Origin of the sequence: Shimia sp. R9_3 (genome assembly GCF_017743755.1) — a bacterium.
Classification (GTDB): Bacteria; Pseudomonadota; Alphaproteobacteria; order Rhodobacterales; family Rhodobacteraceae; genus Shimia.
The window spans coordinates 302,473-322,659 of sequence record NZ_JAGHRP010000004.1 but is presented as its reverse complement, the minus strand read 5'-3'; the positions used below and the strand labels follow the sequence as shown (position 1 = coordinate 322,659).

The following is a 20,187-nucleotide window of genomic DNA, read 5'->3' as shown; positions in this document are numbered from 1 at the left end:
CTCTCCTCAGCGATAAGTCACTTGTTTCACCGCCGCGATGACCTCATCGGTGGTCGTCAGCGCCAGTTTTTCGAGGTTTGCGGCGTAGGGCATGGGCACGTCCTTGCCGGTGCAGTTGATCATCGGGGCGTCCAGATAATCAAAAGCGCGCTGCATGATGGTGGCCGAGAGGTGGTTGCCGATGGAGCCGACGGGCCAGCCTTCTTCAACGGTCACACAGCGGTTGGTTTTCATTACCGAGGCAATGACCGTGTCATAATCAATCGGGCGCAGGGTGCGCAGGTCGATGACTTCGGCGGAAATGCCGTCTTCAGCCAACTTCTCGGCCGCCTCAAGCGCATATTGCATGCCGATGCCGAAGCTCACGATGGTCACATCAGAGCCTTCACGCCAGATGCGCGCCTTGCCAAAAGGAATGGTGAAGTCGTCGATGTCGGGCACATCAAAGCTGCGGCCATACATGATCTCGTTTTCCAGGAAAATCACCGGGTTCGGATCGCGGATGGCGGATTTCAGCAGGCCTTTGGCGTCTGAGGCCGAATAAGGCATCGCCACCTTCAAGCCCGGGATTTGCGCATACCATGCGGCATAATCCTGACTGTGCTGCGCGCCGACACGGGCAGCTGCACCATTGGGGCCGCGGAACACCATGGGCGCGCCCATCTGACCGCCGGACATATAGAGCGTTTTGGCCGCCGAATTGATAATTTGGTCAATGGCTTGCATGGCAAAGTTGAATGTCATGAATTCAACAATTGGCTTCAGCCCGCCAAAGGCGGCACCGACCGCAATACCGGCAAACCCATGCTCGGTGATCGGCGTGTCGATCACCCGTTTGCTGCCAAACTCGTCGAGCAGACCCTGGCTGACCTTATAGGCGCCCTGATACTCGGCCACCTCTTCGCCCATGAGATAGACATCGCCGTCGGCGCGCATCTCTTCGGCCATGGCGTCGCGCAGGGCTTCACGCACGGTCTGAGACTTCATGGGGGTGCCTTCAGGCCAATCGGGGCTCAGATCAGGCGTGGGGGCCTCAGGCGCTGCGACAGAGGCAGGTGCGGCGCTGCTGGCTTCTGAGGCATCAACTGCGGGAACAGCGGCCTCAGCAGGAGCTGCGGCGGCTTCCAGCGAGCTGACGTCTTCGCCGTCTTCGGCAAGGATGGCGATGGCGGTGTTGACCGCGACGCCTTCGGTGCCCTCGGCAACCAGAATTTTGCCGATGACGCCTTCGTCAACGGCTTCAAATTCCATGGTGGCTTTGTCAGTTTCAATCTCGGCCAAGATGTCGCCGGATTGTACGGTGTCGCCTTCTTTCACCAGCCATTTGGCCAGGGTGCCCTCTTCCATAGTGGGCGACAGGGCTGGCATGAGAATTTCAGTAGCCATGATAAATGTCCTCTCGTCCGGGGCTTAGGCGTAAATGTCTGTCCAGAGCTCGGCCTCATCAGGCAGCGGGCTCTCTTTGGCAAAATCAGCGGAGGCGTTGACGATGGCTTTGATCTCTTTGTCGATCGCCTTAAGATCATCCTCGCTGGCGTGATTGCCGGTCAGCAGCATTTGACGCACGTTTTCAATGGGATCTCGTTCCTCGCGCATCTTCTGCACCTCTTCGCGGGTGCGGTATTTGGCGGGGTCAGACATGGAGTGGCCGCGATAGCGGTAGGTCTTCACCTCAAGAATGTAAGGCCCTTTGCCGGAGCGGCAGTGTTTGATTGCACGTTCGCCGGCGTCTTTCACCGCAAGCACATCCATGCCGTCGACCATTTCCCCCGGAATGCCAAAGGCTTCGCCGCGTTTGTAAATGTCGTGCGATGAGGTAGAGCGCGCCTGAGCGGTGCCCATGGCGTATTGGTTGTTTTCGATCACAAAGACCACGGGCAGATCCCAGAGGGCGGCCATGTTGAAGGTCTCATAGACCTGGCCTTGGTTGGCGGCACCATCCCCGAAGTAGGTGAAGGTCACGCGGCCGTTGTCTTTGTATTTGTCCGCAAAGGCGAGGCCTGCGCCAAGCGGCACCTGTGCGCCGACGATGCCATGGCCGCCGTAGAAATGTTTTTCCTTGGAAAACATATGCATGGAGCCGCCTTTGCCCTTGGAATAGCCACCCTCACGCCCGGTGAGTTCGGCCATCACGCCATTGGCGTCCATGCCGCAGGCCAGCATGTGGCCGTGATCGCGGTAGGAGGTGATGCGTTTGTCGCCTTCCTCTGTGGCGGCCTCCAGCCCCACCACAACGGCTTCCTGACCGATGTAGAGGTGGCAGAATCCGCCAATCAAACCCATGCCGTAAAGCTGACCGGCTTTCTCTTCAAAGCGCCGGATCAGAAGCATGTCGCGATAATATTGTGTGAGCTCTTCACCCGAGACGTTGGGCTTTTTCGCCGCACGTTTCGCCGCCATCGTGGTTCCTCCCAAGTGCTAAGTGGTTTAACTTTAAACCATACTTGGGAAAATGGTAGCGGAAGCCCGAAGCGGTGGCGAGCGAAAAAAGCGTTTGGTTTTCATGAAGCTGTGGAGCGGGGCCAGCAGGCGTATTCTTGAGCAGCGGGGTGCAGGGCTAAGTCGTTGTGATCAGAGAGATTTGCGAAAGCATCCGATGCGCATTCAGCCGGCGCGGCGCTCAGCGGATCACCACTTCGTCGGCGCGGATCATGCCCAGCACGTCACGCACCTGTTGGTCCAGTAGGTCCAGATCCAGATAACTGTCTGACAGGCGGCGGGTGAGGTTTTCCATATAAGCAACTTCCGCCTGAGCGAGGGCTAGCTCTGCCTCAAGCTGTTGCTTCTCCGCGAGGATTTCGACACGGCGGAACAGGCCGTAGTCGCCCTGCACAGCGGCAAAGGTAAAGTAGATCGCCAGCGCAAACGCCAAACCAAAAAACACAACAGCACCAAGAGCTGGGCGGGGGGATGTACCTGTCATTTTTGCCTCTAATGCGCCTTTTGCGGCGTCTTCGGACCAATGTAGCTTAGGTGATTCTTGCTGTGAAACTCTTAAGGCAATGTCGGAAAAAATTGCCGCAAGGCGTTGTTTTTATACCTCTGTGGGCGGGATGACAACGTTTGGCAGCATAAAACATCAGGGGTTAATATCGGCCAAACGCGGCGCACGTTACTTAAATTTAGTTAAAAAACAGTATATTAAGGCGCAGCAGATTTTGCACCCAAAAAATGTCGAAGATTTTTTACTATGAAACGGGGGACGTTAATTTTTGGCGGATTTTGCGGAATCGGCGAAAATTCGATGTTCGGCATCACGTCGGTATCCTTACGGTATCGCGTAGGTGCGATTTTTCGGCGGTTTGTGGCAGCGCTGATCGTGGACACAACGGGCGTTGCGCAAAGGGTCTCTTAGGGGACTGAGATCGTCCAGCATCCCGCAGAATTGCGGCTGGGAAGAGGCGGCATGAAAAAGGCGCCCCAATGAGGAGCGCCTTGGATGTTTGGTATGCCTGCGGCCCTTAGCCTGCGATGGAGGCCTGATAGATGGTCTCAATAGAGTCCGCGATGGTGCCGTTGAACTCTTCTTCGGTCTGCTGGGCAGAAAGGCCTTCGGTCAGGGCGCGGGAGAAGCTTGCGATCATGCCGGTGTTTTCCGACAGGCGTGCGTTGGCTTCTTCGCGGCTGTAGCCACCGGAGAGTGCAACCACTTTCATCACGCGCGGGTGGTCCACCAGGGGTTTGTACTGGTTGGCCGTGTTGGGCAGGGTGAGCTTCAGCATGACCTGCTTGTCCTCTGGCAGGGCGTCGAGCTCTGCGGTCAGCGCGCCAAGCAGGATGTCTTCGGCTTCAGACTTGTCAGCGATGGAGATGGTCACCTCTGGCTCGATGATCGGCACGAGGCCGTGGCCGAGGATCTGTTTGCCCACTTCGAACTGCTGGGACACAACCGCCTTGATGCCGGCCTCATTGGCGGCAGAGATCACGGAGCGCATCTTGGTGCCAAACACACCCTTGGCGGCCGCGCGTTCGCAGAGTGCGTCAAGCTCAGGCATCGGCTTCATCACCTGACAGCCGTTTTCTTCATCCGCGAGACCTTTGTCGACTTTCAGGAATGGCACAACGCCGCGCTGCTCCCAGAGGAAGGTCGGGGAAGGCTGGCCGTCGATGTCGCGGTCCATGGTCATTTCAAAGAGGATCGCGCCGACCACTTTGTCGCCGGTGAAGGCTGGGGCCTGCGCAATACGGGAGCGCATGGCGTGGATCATGTCGAACATTTCCGCGTCCGAGCTGTAGGCGGTTTCTTCAACGCCGTAGAGGCGGAGCGCCTTGGGTGTGGAGCCACCGGATTGGTCCAGCGCGGCGATAAAACCGCTTCCGGCGGAAATCTTTTCGGCTTGTGCTTGATTAGACATTGGTGTCCCCGGTCAAAATCTGTTGAGAATAAAGGGTTATGTCCCCATTACCCCCGCTATAGGCGAGCGGGGTCAGGACTTCAATTATGGTGGCGCTATCGAGGTTTAATTTGAGGTTCGATTTAAATCAGCGCCAGCCATGAGGGGCGATTGTGCCCAAGCTGCCTAACTGCGCAGCGTTTACTGGTTCAGGGCTGCCACGCCGGGCAGCTCTTTGCCTTCCATCCATTCAAGGAACGCGCCGCCTGCGGTGGAGATGTAGCTGAAGTCTGCCGCTGCGCCGGAGGCGTTCAGGGCCGCTACGGTGTCGCCGCCACCGGCCACAGAGACCAACGCGCCGGATTTGGTGAGCGCGGCGGCTTTGATCGCGGCCGCATCGGTGGCGGCATTGAAAGGCTCAATCTCAAAAGCGCCCAAGGGGCCGTTCCAGATCAGCGTTTTGGAGGCTTCAAACACCTCGGCCACGGCGGCCACGGTGGCTGGACCCGCATCAAGGATCATCGCATCCGCTGGGCAAGCATCAGAGGCGACGGTTTCATTGGCGGCATTGGCGGCAAATTCGCGCGCGACCACAACGTCGGTGGGCAGCACGATGTTGCAGCCGGCCTCTTTGGCTTTGGCGAGGATCTCAGACGCGGTGTCGGTCATGTCGTGTTCGGCCAGTGATTTGCCAACGTCGATGCCTTGGGCGGCCAAGAAAGTGTTGGCCATGCCACCACCGATCACAAGGTGATCCACTTTGGCCACAAGATTGCCGAGCAGCTCCAGTTTGGTGGAGACTTTTGCGCCACCCACAACGGCGGTCACAGGGCGCACAGGTGTCGCCAGCGCGCCTTCAAGCGCGGAGAGTTCGGCCTGCATCAGGCGGCCAGCGCAGGCGGGCAGGGCGTGGGCGAGGCCGCAGGTGGAGCTGTGGGCGCGGTGGGCGGCGGAGAACGCATCGTTGCAGAAGACATCGCCAAGGGCGGCCATTTGTGCGGTCAGCTCGGCGTCGTTCTTGGTTTCACCGGCGTGGTAGCGGGTGTTTTCAAGGAGCAGCACCTGACCTTCAGGCAGTGCCTCAACAGCGGCCTCAGCGGCAGGGCCAACGCAATCGGCGGCAAAGAGCACGGAGGTGCCAAAGGCCGCTTCAAGTGCGGGCACCAGTTGCTGCAGGCTCATCTCCGGCACGCGCTCGCCTTTGGGGCGGCCAAAATGCGCCAGAAGGATCGGCTTGCCACCGGCGGCCAGAATGTCGCGCACGGTTGGCACAATGCGGTCGATGCGGGTGGTGTCGGTCACAATCCCGTCAGCCACAGGCACATTGATGTCCACCCGGGTCAGCACCCGTTTGCCGTTCAGATCCATTTGATCGAGGGTTTTCCACGCCATGATCGAAATCTCCAAAGAAATTATGTTGTGGTCTACCTAGCGTACTGGCGGGCTGGGTCAACGATCACTTGGCATTCGCGGCGCAGATGATTAACTAGCGCCCAAGAATTCAGATGAGGAGCGCCCCAATGGCCGAGATCAAAGACCCCGAGAACACCATCCTGATGGAACTGAAAGACGGCACCGTTGTGATTGAGCTGCTGCCGGATGTGGCGCCGGGGCACAGCGAGCGCATGAAAGAGCTGGCGCGTTCTGGCCAGTATGACAACGTGGCGTTCCACCGTGTGATTGACGGCTTCATGGCGCAGACTGGCGATGTGGCCAACGGCAACATGGAAAAAGACTTCAACATCCGCATGGCGGGCACCGGTGGCTCTGATCTGCCAAACCTGAAGGCGGAATTCTCCAAGCTGCCACATGACCGCGGCACTTTGGGCGCGGCGCGCAGCCAGATGCCAGACAGCGCGAACAGCCAGTTCTTCATCAACTTCTCCGACAACCACTTCCTGAACGGCCAGTACACTGTTTATGGCCGTGTGATTGAGGGCATGGAGCATGTGGACGCGATTGTCCGCGGTGAGCCGCCTGCCAGCCCGGACCGCATGATCAGCGTTAAGGTGGCTGTTGATGTCGACGCTTAAGCTTGCAGCCGCTTTTGCCGTGCTGGCCAGCCCTGCGCTGGCCTCCGGCATCGAGATCGAGGTCGCAGGCGAAGGCGCAAATGGCACCATCGTGATCGACCTGTTTGAGGATGTGGCTCCGCAGCACGCTGCGCGCATTGCCGATCTGGCCGCCAAAGGCGAATACGACAATGTGGCGTTTCACCGGGTGATCCAGGGCTTCATGGCGCAGACCGGCGACGTGCAGTTCGGCGATGTATCTTCCGAAGATTACGACGCGCGCTATTCGGGCCGTGGTGGTTCCGATCAGCAGGATCTGCCTGCGGAGTTTTCCGACCTGAGCTTTGAGCGTGGTGTGGTGGGCATGGCGCGCAGCCAGAGCCCAAACAGCGCAAACAGCCAGTTCTTCATCATGTTTGACGAAGGCACGTTCCTGAACGGGCAGTACACCGTTGTGGGCAAAGTGACCGAAGGCATGGATGTGGTTGACGCAATCAAGCGCGGCCACCGTCAGAGCGGTGCCATCACCGGCGCGCCGGATGTGATGAAAAAGGTCACCGTAACCGAGTGATCTGAGAATAGATCTGCGACGGGGGCTATACGTTGCCGGTTTAGACATGACAACGCCGACCACAGAGGGCTCTGTGGTCGGCGTTTTTTTGTCGGGTTTGCAGCGGGCTCAGTGCGCGGTGACGGCGCGCATGTCGAGCTGTGGTTGCCAAGCGGTTTGGATGATCGGCTTGTCGCTGTTGTTGACGATGACATGGGGTTGCTCGTGCACGGAGATGCTGAGCTTGGTGGCATCGTGCTGGGCGGTGATGGTCAGGCGAGCCCCCTTGTGGGCGGGCACGGCGCGGTCCAGCAGGAAGGCGGTGCGGCCCCAGTGGCCGTCTGTATCATCGTCGGTGCCAAGCCCGTTGCTCACGAAGATGCCCGGTGCGAGCACCATTTCAAAGCTGAGGCAGACCGCGTGGATTGTGCCGCTGCCCGCGCTGGTGAGCTCGGTTGTCACGCAATCGGGATCAATGCTCGGGTTGGCAAAATCAAAATGGAAGAGATCCGTGGTGGGGCCAAGGGGGCGCAGGCCGCAGGCGGTGAAGTCATTGGGGGTGACCTGCGCAACCGAGGCAAAATGGTGGAAGGCGCTGAGGTCAAAGCCTTCGGCCTCCTGCGGACGCCAGAGGTTGACGAGTTTCTCGCTTTCCACCAGCTGCGCGCGGACGGTGCCGCTTTCGGGGATGGCGCGGGCCCCGGGTTTGGCGAGGGTGGCCATGGCATGAGCCAGCGTGGCCAATGCGCCTTCGCCCAGAAGGTTGCTGTCGACAATCTCAGACAGCACCACATCGGCGCGTTCCGGCATGTCTTCGCCAATGACGATGTTGTGGGACCATTTGGAGATCACGGTGATCTTGTGGCTGAGACCATTGGCGGCGATCACGCGCTTGGCGGCCTCGGCGATCATGGGCTGCTGTTCACAGGCGTAGACATGTTCTGCGCCAGCGCGCGCTGCCAGCATGGCGGTGAGGCCCGCGCCGGAGCCGATGTCGAGCACGATGTCGCCGGGTTTCACCTTGGCGGTAATGGCCTCGGCATAGGCTGCGTTGCGGGTTTTGTCGGCCATCATGGGAAAATGCCAGCGCGGGACAAACATCTGGTGCAGCTGTTCGCGCAGAAGCTGGGCCTCGTGGTGGTGCGGATCAAGCTCAAGCGCCTCGGACAGAAGCTTGGAAGCGGCAAGGCCGCCGTCGCCCAGCGGGGCGTTCTGGGCTTGGGCCACAAGCGCGTCGGCTTGTTCTTTGGCAGTGTCCGGGGCGTGGAAGGGGGGCACATTCTGTGCGGTCGGGGCGGGCTGATTTTCCAGCAATTTTAGGATCCCTGATTTTCGTCAAAACTAAATCAAGGCTTAGAGATACGTGGTTAAGGAGAGGTGAAGTGAGGCAGGGCAAAAGACGCGCCAAAGCCCCACTCACAGAGATGTGCCTAGGGAGCTGAAATTTATCTCACAGCGGGGATGGGCAGGGCGCGGGCCGGTGCGGCGGCGCGCGCCACGACTTCACGTTTCTTTAGTCATCCGTGCTGGCGAGTTTCCAAAGCACCGCGCCAATTGCAGCCCCCACCAGCGGGGCCACCCAGAAGAGCCAGAGTTGGGCAAGGGCAGGGCCGTCTGCAAAGAGCGCAACGCCGGTGGAACGGGCCGGATTGACGGAGGTGTTGGTCACCGGGATGGAGATCAGATGGATCAGGGTGAGGGCCAAGCCAATGGCAATAGGGCCAAAGCCGATGGGCGCGCCATGGGACGTGGCCCCGAGGATGATAAAGAGGAAGGCCGCTGTCATCACAATCTCGGTGATCAGCGCGGACATCATGGAATAGCCTTGCGGAGAGGCCTCGCCATAGCCGTTGGAGGCAAAGCCACCTGCGCCTGCGAAGTCCGGTGCGCCGGAGACAATCAGATAGAGCACGAGGGCGGCGGCGATGGCGCCAACCACCTGTGCGATCCAATAGGGGATCAGCTCTTTGCCCTCAAACCGGCCCGCAATCATCAGGCCCAGACTGACCGCCGGATTGAAATGCCCGCCGGAGATATGGCCCACCGCATAGGCCATGGTCAGAACGGTGAGGCCGAAGGCCAGGCTGACACCGAGCCAGCCGATGCCCACATCCGCGACGCCAGCGGCGAGGACCGCGCTGCCGCAGCCGCCGAGAACAAGCCAAAAGGTGCCAATAAATTCTGCAAATAATTTGTTGAACATAACGTACCTCATAAATCACATGGGCGTGATGGTAGGAGGCGCGAGCGTTCAAAGGAAGCCTTTTGTAAGAGGCACTTGCGATGCGAAGTTGGTGCGGCGGCACCCGGCGCAAAGAAAAACCGCCGCAGCCCGGAGGCAACGGCGGTTGATGTTTCCCAATGGGAAGAACTTTATTTGGCGCCTTTGGCGACCGGTGCGGCAGCAGGGGCTGCGGCGGCAACCGGAGCGGCTTTGCCGCCGGTCAGCGGGTCTTCCTGACGCTGCACGGAGCCTTCGAAATGCGCGCCGCTTTCGATGGCGATGGTCTTGTGGATGATGTCACCTTCCACGCGGGCGGTGGAGGTGAGGCGGACTTTCAGACCGCGCACGCGGCCCACGATGCGGCCGTTGATCACCACGTCATCAGCAATCACTTCGCCTTTGATGGTGGCGGTTTCACCGACTGTCAGCAGGTGGGCGCGGATGTCGCCTTCAACGGTGCCTTCGACCTGTATGTCACCGGTGGTTTTCAGATTGCCGGAGATGTGCAGATCAGATGACAGCACAGAGGCTGGCGGCTTTGCCTTTGGTGCGGATTTGAAATCGCTCGCTTTGGCAGGGGCCGCAGGAATAGCGGATTCGGCAGCGGGGGAGGCCGGAGTGTCAGATTTCGGTGCGGGGTCGTTGATTTTGCTTTTAGAAAACATCTCTTCCAGCCTTGATAAATGTCATCGGGTTCACAGCACGGCCATTGACGCGCACCTCATAGTGTAGATGCGTGCCGGTCGAGCGTCCAGAGTTGCCCATATCACCAATGCGGTCTCCGCGCGAGATTCTTTGACCAACTTTTACGCGGATTTTCGCCAGATGCGCATAACGTGTCTCAATTCCGTGCTCGTGCCTGATTTTTACCAGACGGCCGTAGCCGGATTGCCAGCCCGCATGCACCACCACGCCATCAGCGGTGGAATGGATCGGGGTGCCGTAGCGGGCGGCGAAATCGGTGCCTTTGTGCATCCGGCCCCAGCGCATGCCAAAACCTGAAGTGTAGCGGAAGGCGGACTTCACAGGGTTGGCAAAAGGCACGGTTTCTGCGGCGATGCGGTACATGTTGAGCTGATCAAGCTGTTCCAGCAGGCGGTTTGCGCGCAGGGTTTCGGCGGTCAGCTCGCCACCTTTCGAAGAAAAGCTGAGAGGCAGCAACGGGCCACCCTGACCGCTATAGCCGCGACGGACCTCATCCATCAGGCTTTTGGGGTCAAGCCCTGCGGCGGTGAACATCTTATTCAGAGGCTCCACGGAGACGGTCATTGCGTCTTCGAGCTGGCGGAAGATCTGGTCGTTCTTCTCTTCCATCAGAAGCAGCTCGCGCTCCATTTCATCTGCGGCTTCAGAGGCGGCGCGGGCGTCGGCCACCAGTTGGTCTCGCTCGGCTGCGGTTTCGGTCAGCGCGGAGGCGAGCACGTCCAGCATGTCGTTGCCCAGCGGTGAGGTGCCGATGAGCGCGGTCTGGGTTTCGGCTTCGGCCTGATCGCGGGCTACGACTTCGTCGCGCGCGGCCTCCCGTTCCTGCATGGTGCGGCGCAGGGTGGCCTGAATGACTTCGATGCCGGTTTCGAGCTCGCGGCGGCGGATTTCGGACTCAAGCAGCTGCGACTGCATCATGGAGACCTGCTCCAGCGCGGTGTTAAAACGCGCCTGTGCCGAGAGCGCCTCATCGGTGCGCGCGTCACGTTCTGCGGAGAGATCATTGAGCCGCTGCTCATAGGTCATCTGATCGCGCTTGGCCTGCTCACGGAAATTGCCGGAGCCGATGCTGTCCATCAACAGAATCGCTGTGGCGATGATGGTCCAGGCGACAATGGCGGAGGAGCCAAGAAAGGCGATCAGCTGGGTGCTGGGCCGCAGACGGATGAAGCGGGTGTCGTTGTCTGATCTGAGGAAAAGACGTCGTTCCGGAAAAAAGCGTTCAAGCACCGAATGCAATCGGATCGCGAGGCGTGTTCTCACGTTAGTACCCTTCGTATTGTCCCATCCCCGAACGCCTCACCCCCGAGACATTCATGTTCTGACATCTGTTAACCGATATCTTGCGGCAAAGTCTTAACGGCGCGATGGGGGCGCGGCAAGGATTTTGACCTTCTGGTACAGGGCACGGCGCATATGCGCGTATTGATCGGCGAATTGTCGCCGAGATCGGCGATGGCGCGTCCAAGCGTCGCGCCATTAACCATGTTTTCGAAGAGGTTAGCAGATGTGCTAGCGGGCGTAGGCCGGTGGTTCTTCGTCGGCGAGGGGCCAATAGAAATCTGGCGGTAGACCGGCGTCGGCGCGTTTTTCCTCGTTAAACGGCGGCTTGAGGGCGCCGTGGAAATAGCGCTGCACGAGGGTATGAAACTGCTCTTTGGGGTCAAGCGCATGGCGGCCGCAGAGGAAGTTGAACCATTTGGAGCCATAGGCCACATGGCCGACCTCTTCGGCATAGATGATGCGCAGGGCTTCCCGTGTTTGCTCGTCTTTGGCGTTCTCAAAGATCTTGATCATGCCTGGCGTCACATCCAGCCCGCGCGCTTCAAGCACCATCGGCACAACGGCGAGGCGGCCGAGCAAATCATCGGCGGTGTCCTCGGCGGCGCGCCACATGCCCGCGTGGGCGGGGAGCGCCCCATAGAAGCTGTCTTTGGCTTCAAGGCTGTCGCACACCAGATTGAAATGATTGGATTCTTCGGCGGCAGACTTCACCCAGTCGTCATAAAACCCAAGCGGCATTTCGGTGTCGGTGAAGCGCGCGATGATGTCCCAATGCAGGTCTACCGCGTTCAGTTCGATATGGGCGACGGCATGCAGCATGGCAATGCGGCCCTGCGGGCTGCCGGGGCGGCGGCGCGGCACGTCACGCGGATCGAGAAGCGCGGGCTCTGCCGGGCGGGCTGGTTGCATCGGCGGCGTGGCCTTGCCAATGGGCAAAGGCGCACCGGCCTCACGGGAGGCAAACCAGGTGGCGGCATGTTGTTTGGAAAGGGCCGTTTTGGCGCGGCCGTCAGCGGTGGTGAGTACCTCCACCGCCATGTCTGCAAGAGATTGCACCATCAGAGCGCCTTCACCGCCTCAAGCACCTCTTCGGCGTGGCCGGGCACTTTGACCTTGGGCCATGTGCGCGAGATCTTGCCGGTGCTGTCAATCAGAACGGTGCTGCGGACAATGCCCATGAAGGTTTTGCCGTACATCTTTTTCTCGGCCCAGACGCCAAATTCCTCGCAAACAGAGCCGTTTTCATCGCTCAAAAGAGGCACGGTAAGCTCTTGTTTGGCAACAAACTTATCGTGACTTGCCATGCTGTCCTTGGAGATGCCAAATACCTTCACCCCTGCGGCTTCAAACTCTGCCAGCAGGCCGGAGAAGGCGACGGCTTCCTTGGTGCAGCCTGAGGTGTTGTCACGGGGGTAGAAAAACAGCACAACCGGCGCAGGGCGCAAGGCAGAGAGAGTGACCTCTGCACCGCCTGTGGACGGCAAGGTGAAATCGGGGGCCATCTCATTGACATCAATCATGGTCACACTCCTTGTTATGGGTCACCAGGGGCCATGTCTGCCGGGGTTGGGTCAAACAGCGCCAGGCGTTATAGTTTGTTGATACAGGCTTCCGAATATCAGAACACACAGAGGCATCAACCCTGACAAAGATCAGTCTGGATACTTCCCCGGAAGGGGACGCGCCTGTGCAGGCCGGTGAGGACGCAGACGCCGCTCACCACGATGAGACCGCTCTGGAAGCGGAGACATCGGAGGATGCGGCGCGCGGACGGGATGCGGATGCGCCGGAAGAGGCTGTGTCTGATGCTGCGTCTGATGCTGTGCCGGAAGAGGGCACGTTGAGTGATCCGGAGACCTCAGTCGCCTCTGTGGAAGCCGATGAGGATGAGGGCGATGATGACGGTGAGCCAAAGGGCCGTGTGCGCCGGTTTGGCATTCTCGCGCTTTTGAGCCTTGCGGTGCCTGCGCTGTTGGTCGCGGCGGCGGGGGTGGTCCTTTTGAGCCGCGGGCCGATCATTGCGCCGGAATGGCTGCGCAGCAAGATTGAGACCGAGTTGAGCCGCCAGTTGGCCTCGATTGATGTGCGGATCGAGGATGTGGCGCTGGAATTTGAGCAGGATTGGGATCCAAGCATTCTGATGCGCGGGGTGCAGGTTCTGCCGGAGACCGGCGGCGGCGCGGTGAATGTGGAGCGGATCAATGTGCGCCTTGCCTTTGCGCCGCTGATGGATCGGCAGGTCTCGTTCCGCGATGTGCGTGTGTCGGGCGTGACCCTCACCGGTGTGCGGCAGATGGATGGCCGCCTGCGGATCGTATTGGGGCAGGTGGCCGGGCAGGGCGCGTTGCAGACCGATACGGATGTGTTCACCTTTGGAGAGCAGATCGAAGAGTTTCTGGAATTGCCGACGCTGGCGCATCTGGATGCCTTTGTGATCGAGGATGTCACGCTGCGTCTTGAGGATCTGCGCGCGCGCAAGGCGTGGACCGTCGATGGCGGGCATGTCACGCTGCGCCGTGAGGGCGACACCGTGGAGCTGTCATCGCAGATGACGGTGCTGGGCGGGCGCAGCTATGCCAGCACAATCGAGGCATCGCTGACAACGCGCTACGGCACTTTGGCCACGGATTTCGGGCTGAACTTTCAGGATATTCCAAGCGAGGATTTTGCTTCTCAGGCGGCGGCGCTGCGCTGGTTGCAGATCCTGCGGGCGCCGATTTCGGGCGCGTTGAGGGCGAGCCTTGATGAGCAGGGCCACCTTGGCGACGTCAACGCCACGCTGCAGCTCGACGAAGGGGTTCTGCAGCCCGGTGGCGAGGTGCGGCCGGTGCCGTTTGAGAGCATGCGTAGCTATCTGACTTATGAGCCTGCGCGCAGTGCGATCCGCTTTGATGAGCTGTCATTGGCCAGCGATCTGGTGCGGGTCTCCGCCTTTGGAGAGGCATTTTTGCGCGGCCCCGAGGGCAGCGTGCCGGATGAGTTTCTGGTGCAGCTGACGCTGAATGAGTTTCGCGCCAACCCGCGCAATCTGGACGATGACCCGATCGCGCTGGAGCGCAGTTTTGCGGATTTCCGTCTGAAGCTCGATCCGTTTGAGCTGGATCTGGGGCAGCTGGTGGTGCGTCAGTCGGGCAATCAGGTGGTGCTGGACGGGCGTTTGGGTGTGGATGGGCCGCATTGGGATTATGCGCTGAATGGCAAGATGGATGAGGTGCAGGCCACCAATGTGCTGTCGGTCTGGCCCAAGAGTCTGGAGCCAAAGCCGCGCAAATGGGTGGCGGAGAATATCCGGCAAGCGCGGATCAAGAATGTGGATCTGGCGGTGCGGTCTCGCGGGGCGGAGCCACCCGATCTTTACGTCGGCTTCCAGTTTGAGGACGCGGTGGTGCGGGCGGTGAAAACCATGCCACCGATTGAGGGCGGCGTGGGCTTTGGCATTGTCAAAGACAACAAGTTTCAGGTCGCTGTGGAAGAAGGCTATGTGGAAGCGGATCAGGGGGGCCGGATTGATGTGACCGGATCAAGCTTCACCGTGCTCGACATGCGGCTGAAACCCTCTCCGGGGCGGGCGGACGTGAAGGCCGAGGGGCCGATCACCGCGGTGCTGTCGCTTCTGGATCGCGAGCCGCTGAAGCTTTTCACCAAGGCGAAACTGCCGGTGGATTTTGCCCCCGGGCGCGCGGTGCTGGCCGGGCATGTAGAGATGCTCTTGAAGGATAAGCTGCCGGTCGAGGAAGTGCATTACGACATTTCCGGCGATCTGTTGGATGTGACCAGCACGCATTTCATCCCCGACAAGGAGATGAAGGGCAATTTCACGGTGCATGCGACGCCGGAGCGGGTGGATGTGCAGGGTACGGGCACTCTGGCGGATATCCCTGTCACCGCGCATTGGCACATGTTTGGCGGCAAGGAGAACGAAGGGCGCAGCTGGCTGACGGGGACGGCGGAGCTGAGTGAAGCGGCGCTGGAGGCTTTTGAGGTTGGGCTGCCCAAGGGCACCGTCTCTGAGGTAGGCACGCTGAATTATGACATGGAGATCATCCGCGATGTGCCGCCTAAGCTGACGTTGACCTCCGATCTGGTGGGCGTGCGCATGTCGGTGCCGCCCATCGGCTGGCGCAAAGCGGCGAAGACACCCGGCAGCCTGGCCATTGAGATGACAGTGAAGGAGCCGCCCACCATCGACAGCGTGCGCTTTGAAGCGCCGGGTCTGGCGGCAGAAGGTGATATCACCATTGCCCCAAGCGGCGGGCTGGGTGTGGCCACATTGGACAAGCTGACCGTTGGGCGCTGGTTGAGCGGCACGGGGCGGCTGCGCGGCCGCGGCACAGCGCCCCCTGCGCTTGAGTTGACCAGTGGGCGTCTGGACATGCGCAATATGCCCGACACTGGCGGCAGCGGTGCAGGCGGCGCGGCAGGAACGGCCAATGCAAGCGGGCCGATCACTGCGCAGCTTGATGAGGTGGTGGTGACCGATGGCATCCGGCTTGCGCCGATGTCAGCTGAGCTGAGCACGCAGGGCGGGTTGTCCGGGCGGTTTTCCGGCAATTTCAACGGTGGACCTGCGGTGATCGGGCTGCTGGCGCCACATGCCAACGGCACGCAGGTGCAGGTAAAATCCAGTCAGGGCGGGCAGATAGCAGCCTCCATGGGTGTGATCAAAGCCGCCAAGAACGGCGATATGACCTTGGATCTGATCCCGCGCGGCGCCAAGGGGGAATATGATGGTCGGCTGAGCATCAAATCGGTGCGGGTGCAGCAGGTGCCGGCAATTGCGGCGTTGCTGAATGCGATCAGTGTGGTGGGGCTGATTGATCAGCTTAATGGGCCGGGGCTGTTTTTCTCCGATGTGTTTGCCAAATTCCGCATCACCCCCGCGCAGCTGATTGTCGGGGAAAGCAGTGCGGTTGGCCCCTCTATCGGTCTTTCGGCCAATGGCACCTACAGTTTTGCGCAGCAATGGTTTGACATGCAGGGCACGATTTCGCCGATTTACGCGGTGAATGTGGTGGGGCGGCCTTTTGCGCGGCGCGGTGAGGGGTTGATTGGGTTCAACTACCGGATGCGGGGTCCGACCTCCGATACATCCATTTCGGTCAATCCACTCTCGGCCTTGACGCCGGGCTTCTTTAGAGAGATTTTCCGCCGTCCGCCTCCGGACCTGAGCAACTGACTCGCCAGCCCCTCCAACTGACACAGCATACGGCGCAAACTCTGATGCAGCTTTCTGATTTTGACTTCGACCTCCCGGAGGCTTTGATTGCCACACGCCCTGCGGAGCCGCGCAGCTCGGCACGGCTGTTGGTGGCCAAGGGTGATGAGATCATCGACGGGGTGGTGACTGACCTGCTGGAATGGCTGCAGCCCGGTGACCGGCTGGTGTTAAATGACACCAAGGTTATTCCGGCGCGCCTGTCAGGCTATCGTGTGCGCAGCGGGCCGGAGGGCGAGACCCAGGCGCGCATGGAGGTGACGCTTTTGGAGCCGCGCGCCGGTGGGGCCTGGGCTGCGTTGATCAAGCCGTTGAAGAAAATCCGTGAGGGTGAAGAGATCATCTTTGCTGCTGGTCTGAAGGGGCGGCTGCTCTCTAAGGAAGACGGGCAGGGCGTGGTGCAGTTTGATCTGCAGGGCGATGATTTTGACGCCGCTTTGGAGGCGGCAGGCAATATGCCGTTGCCCCCCTATATCGCTGCCAAACGTGCGGCGGATGACAAAGACAAAACAGACTATCAGACTGTTTGGGCAAAACACTCCGGGGCGGTGGCCGCGCCAACGGCCTCGTTGCATTTTGACGAGGCGCTTTTGGCGGCGCTGAAGGCGCGCGGTGTGAGTTTCACCCATGTGACATTGCATGTGGGCGCGGGGACGTTCCTGCCGGTGAAGGTCGACAACGTCAAAGAGCATAAGATGCACGCCGAATGGGGGCGTGTGACCGAGGCGGCGGCAGCGGAGATTGCGGCCACCAAGGCCGCTGGCGGGCGGGTGATCCCGGTGGGCACCACCGCGCTGCGTCTGATTGAGAGCGCCGCGGCGGATGGAGAGATTGCACCATGGGAAGGCAACACGGATATTTTCATCTATCCGGGGTTTGAGTTTCATGTGGCGGATGCGTTGATGACCAATTTCCATCTGCCCAAATCGACCCTGATGATGCTGGTCAGTGCGCTGCTGGGCCAGGACCGGATCCGCACTGTCTATGACCACGCGGTGAAAGAGGGCTATCGGTTCTTCTCTTACGGGGATGCGTCGCTGTTGATCCCCTAAAGGGGCCGGCATTGCGCGGATGGTGTAGAGGCCAGCCCCCACACGCAGGTTTAAGTGGGGGCCAGCCCCCACACACAGGTCTAAATGGGGGCCAGCTCCCATACCCCCGGGATATTTCGGGAATGAGAAAACGGCTCTGGTGGCAGGGCAGGCGCAGGCGATGATGGTGCTGCGCTGATAAATAATTCAGGCTGCGTGCAAAACGACATCTGTTTGTCGTGATTGACAGCGATAGGGTGCACGCGGCATTTGCAAATGGATGCAAAGGTGAGAAGGTCTCAGAATGGTTGAGTTTTTTAAAGGCGCCTGGGCGTTGCTTCTGGGGATGTTGCTCTTGATGGTGGGCAACGGCATGCACGGCACGCTGCTGGGTATTCGCGGCGAGAGTGCGGGATTCTCCACCTTTGAGATGTCGATGGTGATGTCGGCCTATTTTGTCGGCTTTCTGGGCGGCAGCCGGATGACCCCGGAGATGATCCGGCGGGTGGGGCATGTGCGGGTCTTTGCGGCGCTTGGCTCGATGATCTCGGCGGTATTGATTCTGTTCCCGACGCTGGAGCATCCGATTGCCTGGATTCTGGGCCGGGTGATCATGGGGTTCTGTTTCTCCGGCGTGTATGTGACCGCGGAGAGCTGGCTCAACAACGCCGCGAGCAATGAGACGCGCGGCAAGGCGTTGTCGCTCTATATGATCGTGCAGATGATCGGGATTGTGACCGCGCAGGGGCTGATGACCGTGCCTGATGCCACAGGATTTTTGCTGTTTGTGATCCCCTCGGTGCTGGTTTCGATTTCCTTTGCGCCGATTCTGCTGTCGATTTCGCCGACACCGGCGTTTGAGACCACCAAGCCGATGAGCCTGAAAGAGCTGTTTCACAACTCCCCGCTTGGGGTGGTGGGCATGTTCCTGCTGGGCGGGGTGTTCTCTGCGCAGTTTGGCATGTCGGCGGTATTTGCGACCCGTGCCGGGCTGACCCTGACGGAGCTCAGTGTGTTTATTGCGGCCTTTTATGTGGGGGCGACGATCTTCCAGTATCCGCTGGGCTGGTTGAGTGACCGGATGGACCGCCGCCGCCTGATTATGTTTGTGTCCGTTGTTGGCGCAGCGGGGGGCGCAATCGGCTTTGTGGCGGGGGACAGCTACTATCTGCTGTTGATTGCCGCGCTGATCATTGGCGGTTTTTCCAACCCGCTCTATTCCATGCTGATTGCCCACGCCAATGACTTCCTTGACTATGAGGACATGGCAGCGGCCTCCGGTGGTCTGGTGTTTGTGAATGGGGTTGGCGCGATTGCCGGTCCGATGATCACCGGTACGGCGATGGATCTGGTGGGGCCGAGCGGCTTCTTTATCTATCTGGTGTTCCTGCTTGCAGCCCTTGCGGTCTATGCGCTTTATCGCACCACGCGCCGTCCGGCGGCGGCTGTGGAAGACACCGCCAGCTTCACGGCAGTGATGCCGCATGCCTCGCCGCTGGTTGTTGAGGTGGCACAGGAAGTGGCCATTGAGACCGCTATGGAAGAAGAGCAAGAGGCGACTGCCGGATAAGGCGAGCGTGTCATTGGGGCACCTGTGTTGCCCCAATCGCGCCCTGTGTCGCACCGTTGCAATTTGTGACTGTTCAGCCCTCGAAGTTTGTGTGTAACATTTTTATTACGAAGCTCCTTGGGGGGGAGCAATTTGAGAAGGAGTGGGGGCATGGTTCGTCCCGAAGAAGTTCTTTCGTTCTGGCTTGATGAGGTTGGTCCGAAGGGGTGGTATGAGGTCTCTGATGTGTTGGATGAGACCATTCGTAATAGGTTCATGAGCACATGGGAAAAGGCGCGTGATGGCGGGTTGGGTCAATGGCTGACCTATGCCAGCGGCACCTTGGCCTATCTGATCGTCACAGATCAGTTCCCGCGCAATATGTTCCGGGGCAGCGGCACCGCTTTTGCCACGGACCGGAAGGCGCTCTGTGCGGCGAAATCAGCGCTGCACAAGAAGTGGGATCAGAGGATTGACGGCCCGGCGCGGCAGTTTTTCTTTCTGCCGCTGATGCACTCGGAAAACCTGTGTGATCAGGAGCAATGTGTGCGGATGTTTGTGGACCGTATGAAAGATTGCGAGAGCAACCTTTTGCATGCACAGGCCCATCGCGAAGTGATCCGCCAGTTTGGCCGGTTCCCTTATCGCAATGCGGCGCTGGCGCGGCCCTCAACAGAGCTGGAAACCGCTTATGTTGAAAAAGGCGGCTATGGCCACACCGTGCGGCTTTTGCAGGCCGCACAGTAAGCCACAGCAGGTCTTATGAGCCAGAGTTGATCGGCGCGTCGTCGGTTTGCGGCAGGTGGCAGGCGGCAAGCTTGCCCAAGCCCGCACTTGCCCGCGCCGACAGCTGCTCGACACCTGCGCTCATCAGACGATCTGGCGTGTCCGCCAGCGTGCGCAGGTTGCTGTTGATGTCCTCCAGTTGGGATTGCAGCGCGTTGGCGCGGGCCTGAAGGGCGGCAGAGCCCGGCAGGTTTTGCGCGGCCCCTTGCTCTGACAGGGCGGCGAGATCGCTGCGCAATCCGCTGACCTCTGCTTGCAGGTTTGCGACCCGCTCCTGCATCGGTTTCACAATCTGCAGATTTTGCGCGAAGCTTTCGACCACACGTTCGGCGGTGCCTGACAGCTGCCAGAGCAGAAACAGGCACAGCGCCACAAGAATGAGGGTGGCGTTGAGCAGGGCAAGCAGCAGGTCTTTTATGGTTTTTTTCATGGGAGCGCTCCGGAGATTACAGGGGATTACGGGGGATTGCGGGACTAACTGTTGCGCGCAATGTGCG

At 60.0% G+C, this 20,187-nt stretch carries 18 protein-coding genes; 6 read left to right on the top strand and 12 right to left on the bottom strand.

Features of this window, described 5'->3' with window-relative positions; all coding sequences use genetic code 11:
• Positions 1–6 precede the first annotated feature (6 nt).
• The 5 genes from J7412_RS12885 to J7412_RS12865 form a co-directional block, all read right to left on the bottom strand.
• Complete coding sequence (locus tag J7412_RS12885) at positions 7–1,386, bottom strand: pyruvate dehydrogenase complex E1 component subunit beta (RefSeq protein WP_209079001.1); 1,380 nt, start codon at positions 1,384–1,386, stop codon at positions 7–9.
• A 24-nt stretch (positions 1,387–1,410) separates the two neighbouring features.
• The gene (pdhA, locus tag J7412_RS12880; RefSeq protein ID WP_209062264.1) at positions 1,411–2,400 is read right to left on the bottom strand and encodes a pyruvate dehydrogenase (acetyl-transferring) E1 component subunit alpha; all 990 of its coding nucleotides are present in this window, start codon (positions 2,398–2,400) and stop codon (positions 1,411–1,413) included.
• 220 nt (positions 2,401–2,620) lie between these two features.
• Complete coding sequence (locus J7412_RS12875; protein WP_209079000.1) at positions 2,621–2,923, bottom strand: septum formation initiator family protein; 303 nt, start codon at positions 2,921–2,923, stop codon at positions 2,621–2,623.
• A 538-nt stretch (positions 2,924–3,461) separates the two neighbouring features.
• Positions 3,462–4,355, bottom strand: coding sequence for a fructose bisphosphate aldolase (locus J7412_RS12870; RefSeq protein ID WP_209078999.1), 894 nt, complete (start codon positions 4,353–4,355; stop codon positions 3,462–3,464).
• Between the two features lie 180 nt (positions 4,356–4,535).
• Complete coding sequence (locus J7412_RS12865; RefSeq protein WP_209078998.1) at positions 4,536–5,726, bottom strand: phosphoglycerate kinase; 1,191 nt, start codon at positions 5,724–5,726, stop codon at positions 4,536–4,538.
• A 128-nt stretch (positions 5,727–5,854) separates the two neighbouring features.
• Between J7412_RS12865 and J7412_RS12860 the strand changes: the two genes are divergently transcribed.
• Positions 5,855–6,367: a peptidylprolyl isomerase gene (locus J7412_RS12860; RefSeq protein ID WP_209078997.1), complete on the top strand. Its 513-nt coding sequence runs from the start codon at positions 5,855–5,857 to the stop codon at positions 6,365–6,367.
• A complete protein-coding gene (locus tag J7412_RS12855) occupies positions 6,354–6,917 on the top strand; it encodes a peptidylprolyl isomerase (protein WP_209062280.1) in 564 nt (187 codons plus the stop codon). The genes J7412_RS12860 and J7412_RS12855 overlap by 14 nt, the downstream gene beginning before the upstream one ends.
• A 108-nt stretch (positions 6,918–7,025) precedes the next feature.
• On the opposite strand, the gene J7412_RS12850 is transcribed toward J7412_RS12855, so the two are convergent.
• The 6 genes from J7412_RS12850 to J7412_RS12825 all read right to left on the bottom strand — a co-directional run bounded on the left by J7412_RS12850 (position 7,026) and on the right by J7412_RS12825 (position 12,629).
• Positions 7,026–8,174 carry a 50S ribosomal protein L11 methyltransferase gene (locus J7412_RS12850; RefSeq protein WP_348540503.1) on the bottom strand — a complete coding sequence of 383 codons (1,149 nt, stop codon included), beginning with the start codon at positions 8,172–8,174 and terminating at the stop codon, positions 7,026–7,028.
• A 235-nt stretch (positions 8,175–8,409) separates the two neighbouring features.
• A complete protein-coding gene (gene aqpZ, locus J7412_RS12845) occupies positions 8,410–9,099 on the bottom strand; it encodes an aquaporin Z (RefSeq protein WP_209078995.1) in 690 nt (229 codons plus the stop codon).
• A gap of 170 nt (positions 9,100–9,269) precedes the next feature.
• Positions 9,270–9,785 carry a polymer-forming cytoskeletal protein gene (locus tag J7412_RS12840; protein WP_209062286.1) on the bottom strand — a complete coding sequence of 172 codons (516 nt, stop codon included), beginning with the start codon at positions 9,783–9,785 and terminating at the stop codon, positions 9,270–9,272.
• Positions 9,775–11,088: a M23 family metallopeptidase gene (locus tag J7412_RS12835; RefSeq protein ID WP_209078994.1), complete on the bottom strand. Its 1,314-nt coding sequence runs from the start codon at positions 11,086–11,088 to the stop codon at positions 9,775–9,777. The genes J7412_RS12840 and J7412_RS12835 overlap by 11 nt, the downstream gene beginning before the upstream one ends.
• 249 nt (positions 11,089–11,337) lie before the next feature.
• Positions 11,338–12,168, bottom strand: a complete 831-nt coding sequence (locus tag J7412_RS12830) for a ferritin-like domain-containing protein (protein ID WP_209078993.1) — start codon at positions 12,166–12,168, stop codon at positions 11,338–11,340.
• Positions 12,168–12,629, bottom strand: coding sequence for a peroxiredoxin (locus tag J7412_RS12825; RefSeq protein ID WP_209078992.1), 462 nt, complete (start codon positions 12,627–12,629; stop codon positions 12,168–12,170). The genes J7412_RS12830 and J7412_RS12825 overlap by 1 nt, the downstream gene beginning before the upstream one ends.
• Positions 12,630–12,796: 167 nt before the next feature.
• On the opposite strand from J7412_RS12825, the gene J7412_RS22105 reads away from it, so the two are divergent.
• The 4 genes from J7412_RS22105 to J7412_RS12805 all read left to right on the top strand — a co-directional run bounded on the left by J7412_RS22105 (position 12,797) and on the right by J7412_RS12805 (position 19,651).
• Positions 12,797–16,285 (top strand): AsmA-like C-terminal region-containing protein, encoded by a 3,489-nt coding sequence (locus tag J7412_RS22105; protein WP_209078991.1) that lies wholly within the window; start codon positions 12,797–12,799, stop codon positions 16,283–16,285.
• 44 nt (positions 16,286–16,329) lie between these two features.
• Positions 16,330–17,376 carry a tRNA preQ1(34) S-adenosylmethionine ribosyltransferase-isomerase QueA gene (queA, locus tag J7412_RS12815; RefSeq protein WP_209078990.1) on the top strand — a complete coding sequence of 349 codons (1,047 nt, stop codon included), beginning with the start codon at positions 16,330–16,332 and terminating at the stop codon, positions 17,374–17,376.
• A 283-nt stretch (positions 17,377–17,659) separates the two neighbouring features.
• Positions 17,660–18,925 (top strand): MFS transporter, encoded by a 1,266-nt coding sequence (locus tag J7412_RS12810; protein WP_209078989.1) that lies wholly within the window; start codon positions 17,660–17,662, stop codon positions 18,923–18,925.
• 150 nt (positions 18,926–19,075) lie between these two features.
• Complete coding sequence (locus J7412_RS12805; protein WP_209062299.1) at positions 19,076–19,651, top strand: DUF924 family protein; 576 nt, start codon at positions 19,076–19,078, stop codon at positions 19,649–19,651.
• A gap of 13 nt (positions 19,652–19,664) precedes the next feature.
• Here J7412_RS12805 and J7412_RS12800 read toward each other — a convergent pair whose 3' ends face one another.
• Positions 19,665–20,120 (bottom strand): hypothetical protein, encoded by a 456-nt coding sequence (locus tag J7412_RS12800; protein WP_209078988.1) that lies wholly within the window; start codon positions 20,118–20,120, stop codon positions 19,665–19,667.
• Positions 20,121–20,187 lie beyond the last annotated feature (67 nt).